Consider the following 15,879-nt stretch of genomic DNA (forward strand, 5'->3'; position numbering starts at 1 on the left):
AGCGACTTTTCGTAATGAAAAGTCGCTTTTTTATTAGTATTTTCTACTTTCCGTGTTTATTTGGAGTTTATTTGAGGGCTGATTTAATTTAAGTCGGAAAAGGACGGAGTCTGTCTTTTAGGTAGTTTTGGAAAAATTCTTCTGTTTTGGTATTTTCTGAAACAGGAAATTCGTGAGTCCCAAACTTGAGAACCGGCATGATGCCCATGAGAGAATTAGTAATAAAGCACTCATCGAAGGTGTCGATTTCATTAGGTATAATTGGTTTTTCGACAACATTATAGCGATGACAGAGGTAGGCGCGGATAACACCCGGTAAGAGTCCGGCTTCGATGGGCGGCGTATAAAGCTGCCCGTTTTTTATAAAGAACAGATTACTCACGGCCCCTTCGGTCAGTTCACCACGGCTGTTGCAAAAAATCGGTTCATCGATGCCGTTCTTAGCAGCTTGTCGTTTGGCTAAGATGGAGTCGCCGTAATTAAAGGTCTTATGACGGACAAAGGGTGAAGACTCGTTACGGCGAATGTCGGATAAGCCCAGGACGAAGCTCGGTCTTGACTCTAAAGTTTCATAGGGATTGGGGCGGGCGGTGAAGCTTAGATTGTTAGCGGATGCCAAGATTTTGACAACGCCCATGCCCTCACCATTCCGGTCTATATAGGTTTGAAAACGGTTTTTCCAGTCAGCCGGCAGTGTGATACCAAGCCAATCAAGCGTTTGCCGCATTCTGGCTTCATGGGCTTCTAACCAGATAGGCTGACCGTTTACGAGGGCCAAAGTTTCAAAGGCACCGAGGCCAAATTGATAGCCGTCATCAAAGGTAAGGTTCATAGTCAAAAATGTCTCCTTTCAATGCGGTGAGCAAGGCTTTAGCCTTTTGCCAAATTTCTTCGTATTCAAAGTTTCGGTCGGATTCGGCGGTAATACCGCCACCGAGGCCGATATAGTATTTGTTATCTTGGTGGACAGCGGTGCGGATGACGATGTTGAAATCACAGTTACCGTCCAGCGATAAATAACCGATGGTGCCTGTATAGAGCTGGCGACGGCTCGATTCCAGTTCGTCGATGATTTCCATGGCGCGCTGTTTTGGGGCCCCGGTAATGGAACCGCCGGGGAAGAGCGCCGTCAGTGCGTCTATGGCCGTTTGTTCCGGACGGAGCGTGCCGGTTACAGCGGACACCAGGTGGAAGACTGAGGCGTAATCCTCTACTGAAAAGAGGTTAGGAACGGCGACACTGCCGGGCTCACAGATTTTATTAAGGTCATTTCGTTCAAGATCAACAATCATCAACAATTCGCTGCGGTCTTTTTGCGATGCTGCCAATTCAGCACGAAGAGCTGCATCTTCGGCAGGCGTCTTACCACGACGACGCGTCCCTTTGATAGGCCTTGTTTCAATGTGCCGATTGTCGATACGGAGCAGGCGTTCCATGGAGGCACTGATGATTTGATAGAATCCGTACTGCAGGTAAGCTCCGAATGGTGACGGATTGTCTCGGCGCAGACGGCTGAAGAAGGTGTAAGCGGGGCAGGCACAGTCGACAGTCAAGGTACCGGTAAAATTGGTAACGTAAACATCGCCGGCTATAAGATAGGCTATTAATTTCTGAAGTGCCGAGGTATACTCATCAGGCGTGCAGTCCGGGCGAATCGTGAGCAGATAAGTTTCTGTTAATGCCGGTGCTTGAAAGTTCGCCATTCTTTGAGCGATAAGGTCCTCCATTTTTTTCAAAAGAATGGGAGCAGGTTCAGTATGTCCGTTTGCAATGAACCAAAGGGTGTGCTCTTTTAAATCTTCAATGATAAAGAAATCGTAGAAAATCCACTTCATATCGGGCATGATGATTTTCGTTTCGTGACGCGAGGTAAGGCCCGTTTCCACCATGCCGTAGTCATAGGTAACATAGCCGATGGCCCCGTCTGTCAAAGGCAGATTCGTATCGTTTTTTCGTTGATGATTCTGTAAATAGGTTTTAAGATAAGTTTCAGGTTTTTCCGGATGGTATTGACCATTCACGTAGAGACGTCCTTTTTCGACATTCACCTCATGATAGGGCACGAGCCCGATGATGGAATATTGACCGAGGTTGTTTTCTAAGGAAGAGTCGAGAAAGGCTGCATTCTGTTCTTCCGCAAAAAGAGCAAAAATTTCAGCGGCCGTATAAGGCAAAGTAGAACGGCGAACGCAAGGTTCAGATATTGTTTCAGTTATAGTAATAACCGTAGATTTGGACATTGTTGCTGCTATAGCATCAGTAGTTTTAATCATGGTTTCAGTCATGGACACGGACTCCTTCTTCGGCGTGACGACAAAAGGCTTGGATTAAATCAGAGCCGTACTCGGATAGTAAGGCTTCGGGGTGAAACTGCAATCCGAAGAGCGGTAATGTTTGATGTGACATAGCCATGACGGCACCATCGTCGCTGACGGCATCTACCTGATAGTGAGGTGGCAAAGTGCTCTTTTTGATGACAAGTGAATGATAGCGAGTCACCGCAAAAGTTTTGGGCAGATCTTTGAATAAGCCCTGCCCTTCGTGATGAATTGGCGTTATCTTACCGTGCATCGGCTTTTCACCGCGAATCACGGACGCGCCGGCGTCGTGGGCCATGATTTGCATGCCGAGGCAGACGCCGAGAATAGGCAGAGTCTCTTTAAATTCACGAACAATGGCCAAAGACTCTTTGGCATCGGCCGGTCCTTTGGGACCGGGTGAGATGATGAGGCCTTCGGGCTTCATAGCGGCAATTTCATCGAGGCTGATGGTATCGCAGGGACGAACCATAACGTCGCGTCCTGTTTCGGCAACCAAGTTGGCCAGATTATAGGTGAAGGAATCGTAATTATCGACGATGAGATACATAATACCTCCTTATATGAAAAAAAGGATAACGATGGCAGCAAAAAAACTGCACAGTCGTTATCCTTAAAGGTCCGTAAACTGTATGTGAGGAAGATTCCTCACGATGGGAGAAATTCTCTTGTTATTAGTATAGCATAATTTAAGTTTTTATCTAACGTTTTGGATAGAAAAAATCCCCAAAGAATCCAGTAAAACCAGGCTCTTTGGGGTTGTAATCTAACTGGCGGAGGATTAGGGATTCGAACCCTAGCGACGGTAACCCGCCCTAACGATTTAGCAAACCGTCCTCTTCAGCCTCTTGAGTAATCCTCCATATCTAATTACTAAAATATCATATCATTAGTAGAAGGCACTTGTCAAGATTTTGTAAATATTAGTTGTAAATTTTATTTAAGTAAAAGGCACTTAAACACCTTTGGCATCGGGATCCCAGATAAACTTATGTATTTGGAGTTGGATGCGGATTTGCTGCAAGTTATTGGTGAGCAAATAATCTACAATTTCCTTCGGGGCGATTTTGCCGAAAACCGGGGACACGAAGATGTGGCCTTTTGGTTGTTTGGTAAGTACTATTTCTTTCATACGCTGCAAATCACCGAAGGAGCTGACTACAAATTTTAACACGTCTTTGTCGGTTAAAGCTTCGCACAGGTGAGGATGCATAGACTCTTCGGCACTCGAATCGGGACATTTGTAATCATAGGTATAGAACACATTATCCCGTTGGAAGGGAGCGATAATACTGCCATTCGTTTCGATGTTGAATTCATAAGGGCCGAACGGTGTTGTTTCACGGCTCAAAATATCGATGAGCTGCTCTACTTCGGCGGCCTGTAATAAAGGTTCGCCGCCCGTGATGGTTATGTAGCGGTTGCCCATTTCTTTTAAAGCATCCGCTACTTCTTCTACAGACTGGATTTCAAAGTCTACTTCATCACCGTAACTGTACGTTGTGTCACAGTAGACGCATCGTAAATTACAGTCATAAAGTCGTAAAAAAGAGCAGGGGAAACCTTGGCGTGTGCCTTCACCTTCGATGGAACTGAAACGCTCAATCACGTTCATAAATGGCTACATTCCCTTCCGATTCCTGTACAACAACTTTGAAACATTTTTCACCTAATTGGTCGGCAATCCATTTTGCCATGTTTTCGGCAGTGGGATTGATGTCACCCATAATATCGTTCACGTGTTTGTGGTCGAGACGACCGTGAATGGCTTCTTTGATGTGACCGAAGTCGATAACCATACCGTTCTCGTCAAGCTCGGCGGAGCGTGCATGAATATGCACAATCCAGTTGTGACCGTGCAAGTTTTGACACTTGCTCTTGTAGGTCAATTTCAGCTGATGAGAGGCGCTGATTTCTAGTTTTTTTACTACTGTAAACATGTATACCTCACTTTAAAATTTTAATGTTTTAATTCGCTCAATGGCACGCAACGTGTTTTCACGACTGCCGAAGGAGGTGAGACGTAAGTAACCTTCGCCGCATGGGCCGAAACCGGCACCCGGGGTGCTTACGATATTTACTTTTTCCAATAACAGGTCGAAAAAATCCCAGCTTGTCATACCGGCCGGCACTTTAAGCCAAATGTAAGGTGCATCAACACCGCCGAATACGGTAAGACCGATAGCGGTAAGGCCTTCGCGGATGATGCGGGCATTTTCTTTGTAGTACGCAATAGCTTCGCGCGTTTGACGATGGCCGTCTTCAGAATAAACCGCTTCGGCAGCACGCTGAATAATGTAAGGAACACCGTTGAATTTGGTGCATTGGCGACGGTTCCACATAGGATTTAAGGCCTGTTTTTGGCCATCTGCGGTATTGACCGTTAATTCCTTCGGTACCACTGTATAGGCACATCGGGTGCCGGTAAAACCTGCTGTTTTTGAGAAGGAACGGAATTCAATGGCTACTTCACGAGCCCCTTCGATTTCGTAAATGCTGTGAACCGTGTCTTCGCTGCTGATGAAGGCTTCGTAAGCGGAGTCAAACATAAGCACCGTTTCATTGGCTTTGCACCAGTCAACCCACTCTTTGAGACGTTTGCGGCTCAACACGGTACCGGTCGGATTATTCGGGCAGCAGAGGTAGACGATATCTACGCGACGGTCCGGGAATTCAGGGGAAAAGTTATTTTCCGCATTGGTCGGTAAGTAAACGATGTTTTCAAAACGGTCGCCTTTAAATTTACCGGAACGACCGCCCATAACATTGCTGTCGAGATACACCGGATACACCGGATCGGTGATGGCGATTATATTATCGGCACTGAACAACTCCTGAATATTACCTACATCGGATTTGGCACCGTCGGAGATAAAAACTTCGTCAATGTCGAGATTGATATTTAGTGGTTTGTAATCATGGTCTACAACAGCTTGGCGTAAAAATTCATAGCCCTGTTCCGGACCGTAGCCGCGGAAGGTTTCGGCATGCCCCATTTCGTCAACCGCTTTATGCATAGCTTCAATTACTGCCGGAGCTAAGGGTTGGGTAACGTCACCGATGCCTAAACGAATAATATCGGCATCCGGATGCGTTTTTTGAAATTCTGCCACTTTGCGAGCAATATTAGCAAATAAATAGGAACTTTGTAGATTGGCATAATTTTCATTAATTAGGGTCATGATAACCTCCTTGAAGTTTGGGTACAACTAGTCTTGAAATTTATAAAATCTATATTATATAGAAAAATATAAATTTAATAGTAACATTTTACTATATAAAAGCGGTCTCTGGCAAATTGCGGACTGTAAAGAGTTCGTAATAATTGGCTAAGACATCTAAAAATAAAGAAAAACAGGAATCCGGGGAGGGATTCCTGTTTTCTTTGTAAGGGGAGTGTTAGTGTTAATCAAATGAAATCTTGATCACCTATATTGGCTGAACAGGGAGGGTTCAGTATCAATATAGTTCCCTGTAATCAATGATAGAGGTAATTCGAATGGGGTATCGAAATTACCATTCATTTGATGATATAACTATAAGCCATCAATATGAACACAAAATGAACGTTTTTGTGTTTTAATGACTTTTTTTGATAAAATTTTCGCACTAAAATTAATATCTATAATTAGTGGTAAAACATATAGTATATGCGGTTCTAAATAATCCTAGAATCTTAGTGGACAATAGATTTTATTATATGTCCATTAACCCCGTCAATAATTAACTCATAAGTCAGGCCGGCACGCGTAGCTATAATTTTATACAGCGGATGCTTCAAGAATTCTTTCGGCGGAGTGCGTGTGAAATCATTAACCTGTACACCTTTGGCTAATTCGTCGATTGGCGGATGGAAATGATCGGTATTGTTCTCATCCGGCTCGATAAGTTGCTTTTCCCCGTTTACCGGCGGTGTTGGCGGCGGCACTCTTAGGGGTGGCAATGATGCTACATTACTGTTTTCCGCGGTGGTCGGTAAATTAAGATTAGGGTGATTATTGGCAACGTCATTAGTCTGAGCTTGGCTATTAGTTGGACCGTTAGCTTGCGGTCCCGGATTTTTGTCATTAGGCATCATGTCTTGTCCCATCGGAGCTCCCGGCGGGAACGGCAAATCATCAAAGGTGATTAAGGTGAGCTGTTTAAATGTTAATTCATTGAGTGGTACGCCGGTGTTGATAGACGTTAATTCTTTGATTCTATCTTCGCTTAAGACTGTTAAGTTGTTGGCTTTAGCTTGAGCTTTAATCATTTCAGTGCGGGCTGCATTTACTCGATTAGCTTCTTGCTGTGCTATATAGTCGTGAATGGCATATACACAGCCGCCTATGACAAAAGCGGTGACAAATAACAATATTATACGGCGTAGCGATCGTCGGGGCGGTTCCGAAGCATTTACTTCAACCGCAGATGGTCGCAGGAATGGTTTCATTATATTTCCTCTCCAAGGGCTTCATCAGTTATAATAGGAAATTCTAAAATAAAGCTTGTTGCTACATGGGGGTCACTAATAGCATAAGCTTTTGCCTTGTGCAAATTAATGACATTTTTTACAAAATAAAGACCTAATCCCAAACCTTGATTGGATTTTTTGGTACGAGCCTGATCAACCTGATACATGCGATTCCAAATTTTATCAAGGTCGTCTTGATTAATCCCATCGCCGTTATCTTTAATGGTAATACGAATGGTATTGTTTAGTTTTACGACCTGAATTGAGATAGTATCTTTAGTGAATTTTATGGCGTTATCAATCAAGTTGCCTACGGCTCGTTTTAAAAACGGCAGATTGCCGACCATGGAAAGGTTAGGTTCAATGGATGCGGAAAGGGTAATATTTCTCTCTTTGCAAATACGTTGGTAACTGTCTACAACTTCTTGCATCATTTGGCTTATGCTGAGCGGATTTTTTTGAATGCTGTCCATATTATCCAAGCGGGCAATGTCCAAAAGTTGAGTAACCATGGCTGTCATAAATCGGCTCTGCTGGAAAATATGTTCAAAGCTTTCTTTGGCTTCGTCGATATTGTCGATATAAGCACGACCGTAGTCACTTTCTGCCTGAATAACGGCAATCGGTGTACGTAGCTCATGAGATACGTCGGAACTGAACTGTTTCTCACGCTGTGAGGAATTTTCCAAACTATCCAACATGGTGTTAAATGTTTTTGACAGAGCCGAGATTTCGTCATGGCTGTCTACAAGTTGTTCGATACGCTGTGATAAGTCTCGTTCCTGGCCGATGGCTGCAGCGGTTTGTGTCATATTGCGAATCGGGCCGAGACCTCGCTTAATAATCCAATACCCGCCGCTGGTGCCGATGACCAGGAATATAACGCCGCCCAGAATTAAGGATAGCAACATTATGTTGGCTGCCCGACTGGCCGTGGTTGCAGGCATTACGCCACGAACCCAACCGTGGAAGGCCGGGTCGGCAACCGGAGCGTCATAATAATAAAATGTAGTGTTCTTAACAGTTACTTCTTGAATGTGGTGGGGAGAAATTATGCTTTCCGGTGGAAATCTGTCAGGAATGGCCCCTTTAACCGCGACCCCGTTATCTGTATAAAGGACGGTGAATACACCTTCTTGGAACGGACGGAATCGGGTAAGATTGTCGGCGGTATTAATAACTCTCGATTGTAAGGTGCTGCGCATTTCTGAAGTTTCCCATAACTGGGTGAACTGCAAGATGAATACGGACAACATGAGTAACATCAATAAGAGAAAGATGGAATACCAACCGGTAATCTTAAGGGTCAAGGGTAAACGGCTGAAGGGGGTTACCCAATGACCATCGGTTTTGAATTTATTCTTCCACTTTGAAAACATAGCCCACACCTCGAACTGTGTGAATTAATTTGGCTTCGTTGGCTACATCCAATTTTTTACGTAAGTCTTTAATATATACATCTATTAAGTTGGAATAACTTTCGTAGTCATATTCCCAAACATGGTCGAGAATCTGCTGACGGGACAATACGATGTTTACATTGCTGGCTAAATAATATAATAAGTCAAATTCTTTAGCGGTAAGAACTAATTCCTGACCATGCAAGGTAGCGGTACGGCTTTGACTGTTGATGGTTAAAGGACCTGCTTCCAAATCGTTGTGAGCATGGTTGTAACTGCGACGGGATAAAGCGTAGATACGGGCAATCAATTCTTCGAATTCGAAAGGTTTTACAAGATAATCATCGCCACCGTGGTTAAGACCTTTTACTTTATCTTGTAAGGTGTCTTTAGCGGTTAAGAATAATACCGGTGTTTTATTGCCTTCTTGGCGTAAATGTTGTACAACGGTAAAACCGTCCATTTTAGGAATCATTACGTCCATAACGACTACGTCGTAGCTGGATGTGTTAATGTGATCTAAAGCGGTTTCGCCGTCAAAGCAGCAGTCTACCGTCATGGATTCAACACGCAAGCGTTTGGCAATGATGTTATTTAGCATTTCTTCGTCTTCAACAAGTAAAACTTTCATATAATCGCTCCTGTCTTACAAAAATAAGCCTGTTTCACAACCTCTTCGGTGTAACAGACTATAAAATAAAAATATTAATCAAATTAAGCATGTCTAAAATTATTATACCATTATTATGCGTAAAAATAATTATAGCTTTTATTGAGGTCAGTATAGCCTAAGGGTATGAAATCAGTATGAAGGGATAACGGTTAGGCATTAAATTTATGATAACTAAATTGTGTACCTTTGTGTTTTATGCATAGATTGGACGTTTTTCGGACGTTATGAGAAAAGTCAAAAAAAAATGTGTGAAAATGATTTTCGATTAAATATTCCGAATTTCTATCCGGCGGTATAAATAAACTGAATAATATCAGCGTTTATCCAGAAAATAAAATAGTTTATGATAAATAAATGTTTAAATGCACCCTAAAAATAGGGGAATTTAGGAAATGATAAAAATTATCAATTATGAGGGCTATTTTCAAGTATGCGTATTTGATTTTGGACAAATGCCTTTAAAAGCCGCTATAATTAAAGAACAAGCTATAGGAAAGGCATGCCCAGGTACGGCGTGCCGGATAAGTCTGTAGGAAGTAGGTACAAGTTTAGGAGGTTATTATGGAACAGTATGATGTTCTAGTAGTAGGTAGCGGCGGAGCCGGTCAACGAGCAGCATTAGAAGCAGCTCATCAAGAAGGTTTGCGCGTAGCACTTATTACCAAGATTTTCCCAAGTCGTTCTGCAACGGCTATGGCTCAAGGCGGTATTAATGGCGTATTAAACAATGTAGCAAAAGAAGACACTATTGAAGACCACATCTTCGATACCGTTAAAGGTAGTGACTATCTTGCCGACCAGGATGCTGTTGAATTCTTTATCAACCGTTGTCCTGAATTAATCAAAGAACTTGATTATTTCGGTACCCCATTCTCCCGTACTAAAGACAATAAAATTGCACAACGTAACTTCGGCGGCCAGGCATACCCTCGTACATGCTACAGTGCCGACAAAACCGGTCATGTAATCTTACATACGTTGTATGAACAATGCTTAAAGGAAAATGTACATTTCCTTCAAGATTGGTACTTATTAGATATCGTAAAAGCTGACGACGGTTCCGTAGGCGGCGTTGTTGCTTGGAACATGAAAGAAGGTCGTGTTGAAAAAATCGCGACTACTGCATTAGTAATTGCAACCGGTGGTGCCGGTCGTATGTACTGGACTCGTACTTCCAATCCTTACCTTTCCACAGGTGACGGCATGGCAGCATGTTTCCGTGCCGGCTGTGCTTTGAAAGACCCTGAAATGGTTCAGTTCCATCCAACCGGTCTTGGTAAAAGCGGTATCTTGATGTCCGAAGCTGTTCGTGGTGAAGGCGGTTACCTCTTGAACAATAAAGGGGAACGTTTCATGAAGGACTATGCTCCTAGCAAAATGGAATTGGCACCTCGTGACGTTGTAGCTAAAGCTATCGAAACCGAAATCGCTGAAGGTCGCGGCTGGGGTACCGGTCTTGACGCTTATGTAGTAGCTGACGTTCGTCACTTACCAAAAGAAGTTATTCTTGAAAAACTTCATGGTATCCGTGATTTGGCTATTACATTCGAACATGCCGATCCATTAGTTCAACCTATTCCAATTCGCCCAACTTGTCACTATTCCATGGGCGGTATTGATGTAAAAGACTTTAAAACTTGCGGTACTGTAATCCCTGGTTTGTTTGCTGCCGGCGAAGCTTCTTGCGTATCTATTCACGGTGCTAATCGTCTTGGCGGTAACTCCTTGGCTGACGCTGTTGTATTCGGTAAAGTAGCCGGTGAAGGCGCTGTAGCTTACGTTAAAGAAAACCAAGCTAAAGACGCTTCCAAAGCTCTTAACGAAGCAGCTAACGGCTGGGAACAACGTTTCCGCGAAGTAACAGGCCGTACAACCGGTCGTCCAATTTCTGAAATTCGTAACGAAATGGCTCTTTCCATGTGGAACAATGTAGGTATTTTCCGCGAAGAAAAGAAAATGGAAGAAGAATTAGAAACCTTGAATCGTTTGATTGAAGAATACAAAACTTGCTACGTTGGCGACACTAACCGTACGTTCAATATGGCATTCGTAAACTACGTTGAAGTAGGCAGCCTTTTAACTGTTGCTAAAGCTGTTACTTTGGGCGCACTTCGTCGTAAAGAAAGTCGTGGTAGTCACCTTCGTGAAGACTTCGCGAAACGTGATGATGCTAACTTCTTAAACCATACTTTAATTACCCTTGGAGAAGATGGCGAATACAAAGTTGGTCAGAGTGAAGTTGTAATTACTCGCTTCGAACCAAAAGAAAGGACGTACTAAGATGAGACAGATTACTTATAAGATTCATCGTTATAATGAAGGTCGCTCCTATGTACAGACCTATTCCTTTGATTATGAACCGGACCGTACAATTCTTTGGGGCCTTCAAAAAATTAAAGATACTATCGATCCAACCTTAACATTCATCGCTGCTTGCCGTAGTGCTGTTTGTGGTGCTTGCTCCATTAAAGTTAATGGTCAGGCTATGCTTGGTTGTGAAAGTAAAATCGACGATATTACCGAACGTTTCGGCAGCGACACTATTGAAATCGCTCCAATCGGTAACTTCGACGTCATCCGTGACTTGGCAGTTGACTGGGAAGCTAAAGTTAACCGTCTTAAAACTGTTGCTCCATGGATTTTCATGAAACCTGAATTCAACCGCGATACCGGTTCTCGCCAGACTCCGGAAGATTTCAAAAAATTTGTTACTAACACAGAATGTATCCTTTGCGGTTGCTGTGCTTCCGAATGTAACAAATTGTCCGCTAATCGCGAAGACTTCTTGGATCCATATGTTTACACCAAAGCTAATCGCTTTGTTCAAGATTCCCGTGATGCCGCTCCTATGGCTCACGTAAATCCTGCTTTTGAAAATGGTCTTTGGAAATGCGTTCATTGCATGAACTGTATCTCCCGTTGTCCAAAACACTTAAAACCTGCAAAAGATATTTCCGAACTTCGTGCAGTAGCTACGAAAGCCGGCTTATCCAATAAAGGTACTCGTCATGCTATCGCCTTCAAACAAGACCTCATGCAGACCGGTCACTTGAACGAAGTAACGATGAGTCTTAAGACTGACGGTCTTGTAGATTCCGCTAAACAGGGGCTCTACGCTATGCGTCTCTGGGCACATGGTAAGATTAATCCTCTTGAACTCGTAATTCCACATAAACCTGTTCAAGGTATTAAGGATGTGCGCACCATTATTAAGGCAGCAGAGGAGGCAGAAAGATAATGAAATACGCATTTTTCCCTGGTTGTGTACTTGAAGGTGCAGCCAAAGAAGATTTTATCGCCACTGTTGCGGTTGCTAAAAAGTTAGGCATTCAAATCGAAGAATTGGAAGGTTGGACTTGCTGTGGTGCGTCCCACGTTCAGGATATCGATCCATTGGCAATTCTTTCTACTAATGCTCGTAATATTGCCTTAGCTGAAGCACAAGGCGTTAACTTAATGACAGTTTGTAACACTTGTACTTTAATGCTTCGCGAAGCTAAAAATGAACTCGATCGCGATGAAACTCAACGTGCTCGCGTAAATAACATTTTGGGCCAAGCAGGCTTACGTTATAAAGGTACCAGCGATGTAACTCATTTCTTATGGGTATTGATTCGCGACTACGGTTTGAACAACCTTAAAGCTAAAGTTGTTAAACCTTTAAGCGGCCTTCGTGTTGCTGAATACTATGGTTGCCATCTTCTTCGTCCGCAAGAAGAAACAGGCTTTGAAGACTTCCAGATCCCAACCAGCTTGGCTGATGTAATCAAAGCTATCGGCGCTACACCAATCGACTTCTCCCGTAAGCTCGACTGCTGTGGTTTCCATGCTGTATATCCTGCACATGATTCCGTAATGCATATGACCGGTTCCATCAATGCTGATGCTGCTAAAGAAGGCGCTGACTGTGTTGTTACACCTTGCCCACTTTGCCAGATGCAGCTTGATATGTTCCAAAAAGAAGCAAAACAATATGTTCCTAACGACAAAGATATGCCTATTATCCATATGAGCCAGTTAATCGGCTTAGCATTGGGTATCAGCCCTGCTGAACTTGGCATGACTAAACGTCATATGACAAGCACAGCTGCTTTGAATCGTTTTGTAGGTGCATAATCTAAGCTCAATAAGCTATTAAAGGTATTTGATTGTAGCTTGTGCCTATGAAGAAAGCCCCACCCGGTTTCGGGTGGGGCTTTCGTTTTATTGTTAAGTTAAGTGCTGTTAAATTTTAAATTGAAATTTATTATATATACTTGGCATTTCTTGTGATTGATTCCGAGTGATATTCGCCCGTTTAGAAACCGAGCTCTTCGTTCACGATGATGATTTCCATTATATCCATATTGCGCATTTTCTTATAGTAAATGGTAAGGGCATTGCAGATACGATCCGGTGAAGCACAGTCGTAGCAATGATCCTGTTTAATGGCACATGGAGTTTTGGAGAGTTTCTTGTTTTTGACTACGTTTTTCGGTGCCGCTACATTACGAGCCCGGTAGATGGCCGACGCCAAGTCGGGGGTAATTTTGTTGATACCCAGAACGAAGAATACTTCTTCAGATCCGAATAAGGAGCAGGCTACGCGGTTACCGGTGCCGTCGATATTAACGAGTTCGCCCGTTTGAGCCAATGCATTGACGGAGGTGAGAAATACATCTTTTTGTATAGTGCGTAATGCTGTTTGGCGGAAGTTTTCGCCTTCCAAAGGGCGGTGAATATCGGTGATTTCCTTATTATTCGGTTCTAAGGCTTCATAGACCCGAAGCGTTTGCAAGGTGCGTGAATCGCCCAGAGCAACGCGTTTATTTTGAATACGCTCTTTCAGATAAGCGGTGGCTTCGGTGCCGGTTTCAAAATAATGCACGACAAAATTATTGCGCTTCAGATTTCTAATCGTTGCCTCAATGTCGATAGGCGTTTCATTGGCTGCAGGATTGGTTACTGCGTTGATAGTAATGTCCGTGTTGGCCATGGGACTTCCCTCCTGTTATGAGCAATATACATTTGTATTATACCACAGGAAATTAAAAGAATATATAATGTTTCAAGATTTTTGTGTATTAATTAAAATGCTGTAGAATCAAGTTTTGAGGGACGCTTTGTAAAATTCAGTCTTTAATTTTATAAAATACTTACAAAAAAATCTTGACATTTGAAGGCATTATGTTTATTATAAATACAACCTAAGTGGACAGAATTTCTTTTTAAAAGAACAAAATGATATGTTTTGTACATCACGAGATAACACTGGGGATTTGAGGGAGCAGAGAGACTGAGGAAATGACCGGTCTTGGGATTGATTGGTCATGTGGAGTGAGAGACATTTGTTATTATCGGTTGCGGCGGGGAGCCAAAACCTATATAAATTACATAGTGAACCTTAAAACCGTTGAGACGGAGATAAAAATAAGACGTGCACTTACAGAGAGTAAAGTTAGCTGAGATTTTCATAGAACGCAGTTTATTAAATGGACCGTTGAGGGCGCTGGGAAAGAGGCGATTCTTGGAATGCCTTTAGTATACAGCGACGCGACATTGGCGTTAGTAATGAGGGGTATGTTAGTACCCTGCGAATGAGGGGACGTTTTATGTATTTAAAGCGTCAATCAAGGTGGTACCGCGAGTATAATTAAATTACCCGTCCTTGGCATATATTTGCCAAGGACTTTTTTATTGGCAAAATTAGATTCCGTTACATTGAGAAATAAGAGAAAAAGGAGTTTCAGTCATGAATCAGTTAACGCTGGACACATTAAAGACTTACGCAGCCGAGTACCCGATTGTACCGGTGTATAAAGAAATTTTTTCAGACACACGAACCGTAGTCAGCGTGCTAAAAGCTTTAAAGCGAGTAAGTAAAACAGCCTTTTTATTGGAAAGTGCCGATAATAAAGAAAACTGGGGACGTTATTCATTCTTAGGTTATAATCCGTTGCTTGAAATCACATGCAAAGCCGGGACGATGACGATTAAGGGGGCTACGACCCAGACCTATCGGACGGCGAAGCCGAATGAAGAAATCAGGCGCATCATGAAAGAATATTGAAGTCCGCAATTCGATTTTTTACCGACGTTTACGGGTGGGTTGGTCGGTTACTTCGGCTATGAATATATGACTTATGCCGAACCGCATTTGGATCGCGGTTTTCAGAATCAGCGCATGAAATTGATGAGCACCGGTCCTTACGATATACCGATTTTCAATGATGTGGATTTACTCCTTTTTGATAAGGGGGTTGCCTTAGATCATTACAAGAAAAAGATTATTTTAATTGCCAATATTCGCACCGATGAATTGGAAACCAATTATAACAAGGCTCAAGTAGTGGCTAATTTGGGCGTAAAATGGGGTGCCGTGGTTCACGGTTTTGACGGCCTCGATGAAATTACGGCTTGTGATAAGACCTATGTTTGTGAAATTAACGATGGTAAGCTTACTTCTTATGTATTGGATCCGGTTGAATTTGGTCTGGCTTACGCCAAACCGGCAGAGCTCGTAGGCGGTGACGGTCCTGTGAATGCGGATATTACGCGTTCCGTCTTGACCGGGGAAAAGGTTCTCGTCGGAATGCGGTGCTTCTCAATGCAGGCATGAGTTTCCATTTGGCTGAAGCAAATACAAGCTTGGCCGACGGCATCGCCAAAGCGGCCCGTCTTATTGATGAAGGCAAAGCGTTGACCGTGCTTGAAGATTTGATCGCCGCTACGAATGAGGTGGCCTAATGATTCTTGATACGATTGTGGCGGCTACCAAAGAACGGGTAGCGGTATTAAAGGCAACGACGCCACTTGAAGTTGTGAAAGCACAGGCAGAGCAGGCGGCTAAAGAAGAACTGGCGGCTAACGGTGGTCAATTTCCCTTTGCTTTTGAAAAAGCACTTCGCGCAGGGTCGATGAATTTTATCTGTGAGGTAAAAAAAGCCTCCCCCTCTAAGGGCGTAATTGCTGAAGATTTCCCGTATTTGGAAATTGCCAAGGATTATGAAAAAGCCGGTGCAGCCGTATATTAACGATTTAATTGCCGTTAGAAAT

14 protein-coding genes, 1 tRNA gene and 2 pseudogenes are annotated in these 15,879 nt (G+C 43.2%); 6 read left to right on the plus strand and 11 right to left on the minus strand.

Features of this window, described 5'->3' with window-relative positions; translation table 11 throughout:
* Nucleotides 1-88: 88 nt before the first annotated feature.
* The 10 genes from EO126_RS00535 to EO126_RS00580 all read right to left on the minus strand — a co-directional run bounded on the left by EO126_RS00535 (nucleotide 89) and on the right by EO126_RS00580 (nucleotide 8,802).
* Complete coding sequence (locus tag EO126_RS00535) at nucleotides 89-832, minus strand: aminotransferase class IV (RefSeq protein WP_127006955.1); 744 nt, start codon at nucleotides 830-832, stop codon at nucleotides 89-91.
* Nucleotides 816-2,285 carry an aminodeoxychorismate synthase component I gene (gene pabB / locus EO126_RS00540; protein ID WP_225723619.1) on the minus strand — a complete coding sequence of 490 codons (1,470 nt, stop codon included), beginning with the start codon at nucleotides 2,283-2,285 and terminating at the stop codon, nucleotides 816-818. The genes EO126_RS00535 and pabB overlap by 17 nt, the downstream gene beginning before the upstream one ends.
* Nucleotides 2,278-2,868, minus strand: coding sequence for an anthranilate synthase component II (locus tag EO126_RS00545; RefSeq protein WP_127006957.1), 591 nt, complete (start codon nucleotides 2,866-2,868; stop codon nucleotides 2,278-2,280). The genes pabB and EO126_RS00545 overlap by 8 nt, the downstream gene beginning before the upstream one ends.
* Before the next feature lie 221 nt (nucleotides 2,869-3,089).
* Nucleotides 3,090-3,180 (minus strand) — tRNA-Ser (locus tag EO126_RS00550).
* Nucleotides 3,181-3,273: 93 nt separating this feature from the next.
* Nucleotides 3,274-3,933 (minus strand): radical SAM protein, encoded by a 660-nt coding sequence (locus EO126_RS00555; protein WP_127006959.1) that lies wholly within the window; start codon nucleotides 3,931-3,933, stop codon nucleotides 3,274-3,276.
* Complete coding sequence (queD, locus tag EO126_RS00560; protein WP_006555390.1) at nucleotides 3,920-4,258, minus strand: 6-carboxytetrahydropterin synthase QueD; 339 nt, start codon at nucleotides 4,256-4,258, stop codon at nucleotides 3,920-3,922. The genes EO126_RS00555 and queD overlap by 14 nt, the downstream gene beginning before the upstream one ends.
* A 12-nt stretch (nucleotides 4,259-4,270) precedes the next feature.
* Entirely contained in the window at nucleotides 4,271-5,500 is a 1,230-nt protein-coding gene (locus tag EO126_RS00565) for an LL-diaminopimelate aminotransferase (protein WP_127006961.1), read from the minus strand.
* A gap of 494 nt (nucleotides 5,501-5,994) precedes the next feature.
* Nucleotides 5,995-6,750 (minus strand): hypothetical protein, encoded by a 756-nt coding sequence (locus EO126_RS00570; protein ID WP_127006963.1) that lies wholly within the window; start codon nucleotides 6,748-6,750, stop codon nucleotides 5,995-5,997.
* Complete coding sequence (locus EO126_RS00575; protein WP_127006965.1) at nucleotides 6,750-8,150, minus strand: sensor histidine kinase; 1,401 nt, start codon at nucleotides 8,148-8,150, stop codon at nucleotides 6,750-6,752. Before EO126_RS00575 ends, EO126_RS00570 begins: the two co-directional genes overlap by 1 nt.
* Complete coding sequence (locus EO126_RS00580; RefSeq protein ID WP_006555394.1) at nucleotides 8,128-8,802, minus strand: response regulator transcription factor; 675 nt, start codon at nucleotides 8,800-8,802, stop codon at nucleotides 8,128-8,130. Before EO126_RS00580 ends, EO126_RS00575 begins: the two co-directional genes overlap by 23 nt.
* A gap of 603 nt (nucleotides 8,803-9,405) precedes the next feature.
* Between EO126_RS00580 and EO126_RS00585 the strand changes: the two genes are divergently transcribed.
* From EO126_RS00585 to EO126_RS00595, 3 genes are read left to right on the plus strand one after another with little or no spacing between them, the layout of a single operon-like run.
* The gene (locus EO126_RS00585) at nucleotides 9,406-11,124 is read left to right on the plus strand and encodes an FAD-binding protein (protein ID WP_127006967.1); all 1,719 of its coding nucleotides are present in this window, start codon (nucleotides 9,406-9,408) and stop codon (nucleotides 11,122-11,124) included.
* A 1-nt stretch (nucleotide 11,125) separates the two neighbouring features.
* Nucleotides 11,126-12,082: a succinate dehydrogenase/fumarate reductase iron-sulfur subunit gene (locus tag EO126_RS00590; RefSeq protein ID WP_127006969.1), complete on the plus strand. Its 957-nt coding sequence runs from the start codon at nucleotides 11,126-11,128 to the stop codon at nucleotides 12,080-12,082.
* Nucleotides 12,082-12,960 (plus strand): CoB--CoM heterodisulfide reductase iron-sulfur subunit B family protein, encoded by an 879-nt coding sequence (locus tag EO126_RS00595; protein ID WP_006555397.1) that lies wholly within the window; start codon nucleotides 12,082-12,084, stop codon nucleotides 12,958-12,960. The genes EO126_RS00590 and EO126_RS00595 overlap by 1 nt, the downstream gene beginning before the upstream one ends.
* Nucleotides 12,961-13,141: 181 nt before the next feature.
* Here EO126_RS00595 and EO126_RS00600 read toward each other — a convergent pair whose 3' ends face one another.
* A complete protein-coding gene (locus EO126_RS00600) occupies nucleotides 13,142-13,819 on the minus strand; it encodes a lactate utilization protein (protein WP_127006971.1) in 678 nt (225 codons plus the stop codon).
* Nucleotides 13,820-14,575: 756 nt separating this feature from the next.
* On the opposite strand from EO126_RS00600, the pseudogene EO126_RS11035 reads away from it, so the two are divergent.
* The 3 genes and pseudogenes from EO126_RS11035 to EO126_RS00615 all read left to right on the plus strand — a co-directional run.
* Nucleotides 14,576-15,103, plus strand: a pseudogene (locus EO126_RS11035) (anthranilate synthase component I); the annotation flags it as partial.
* 99 nt (nucleotides 15,104-15,202) lie between these two features.
* Complete coding sequence (locus EO126_RS11040) at nucleotides 15,203-15,442, plus strand: hypothetical protein (RefSeq protein WP_276317386.1); 240 nt, start codon at nucleotides 15,203-15,205, stop codon at nucleotides 15,440-15,442.
* 127 nt (nucleotides 15,443-15,569) lie between these two features.
* Nucleotides 15,570-15,848: pseudogene (locus EO126_RS00615) on the plus strand (hypothetical protein); the annotation flags it as partial.
* Nucleotides 15,849-15,879: the final 31 nt, after the last annotated feature.

The organism is Veillonella seminalis (assembly GCF_003992065.1).
Taxonomy (GTDB): domain Bacteria; phylum Bacillota; class Negativicutes; order Veillonellales; family Veillonellaceae; genus Veillonella_A; species Veillonella_A seminalis.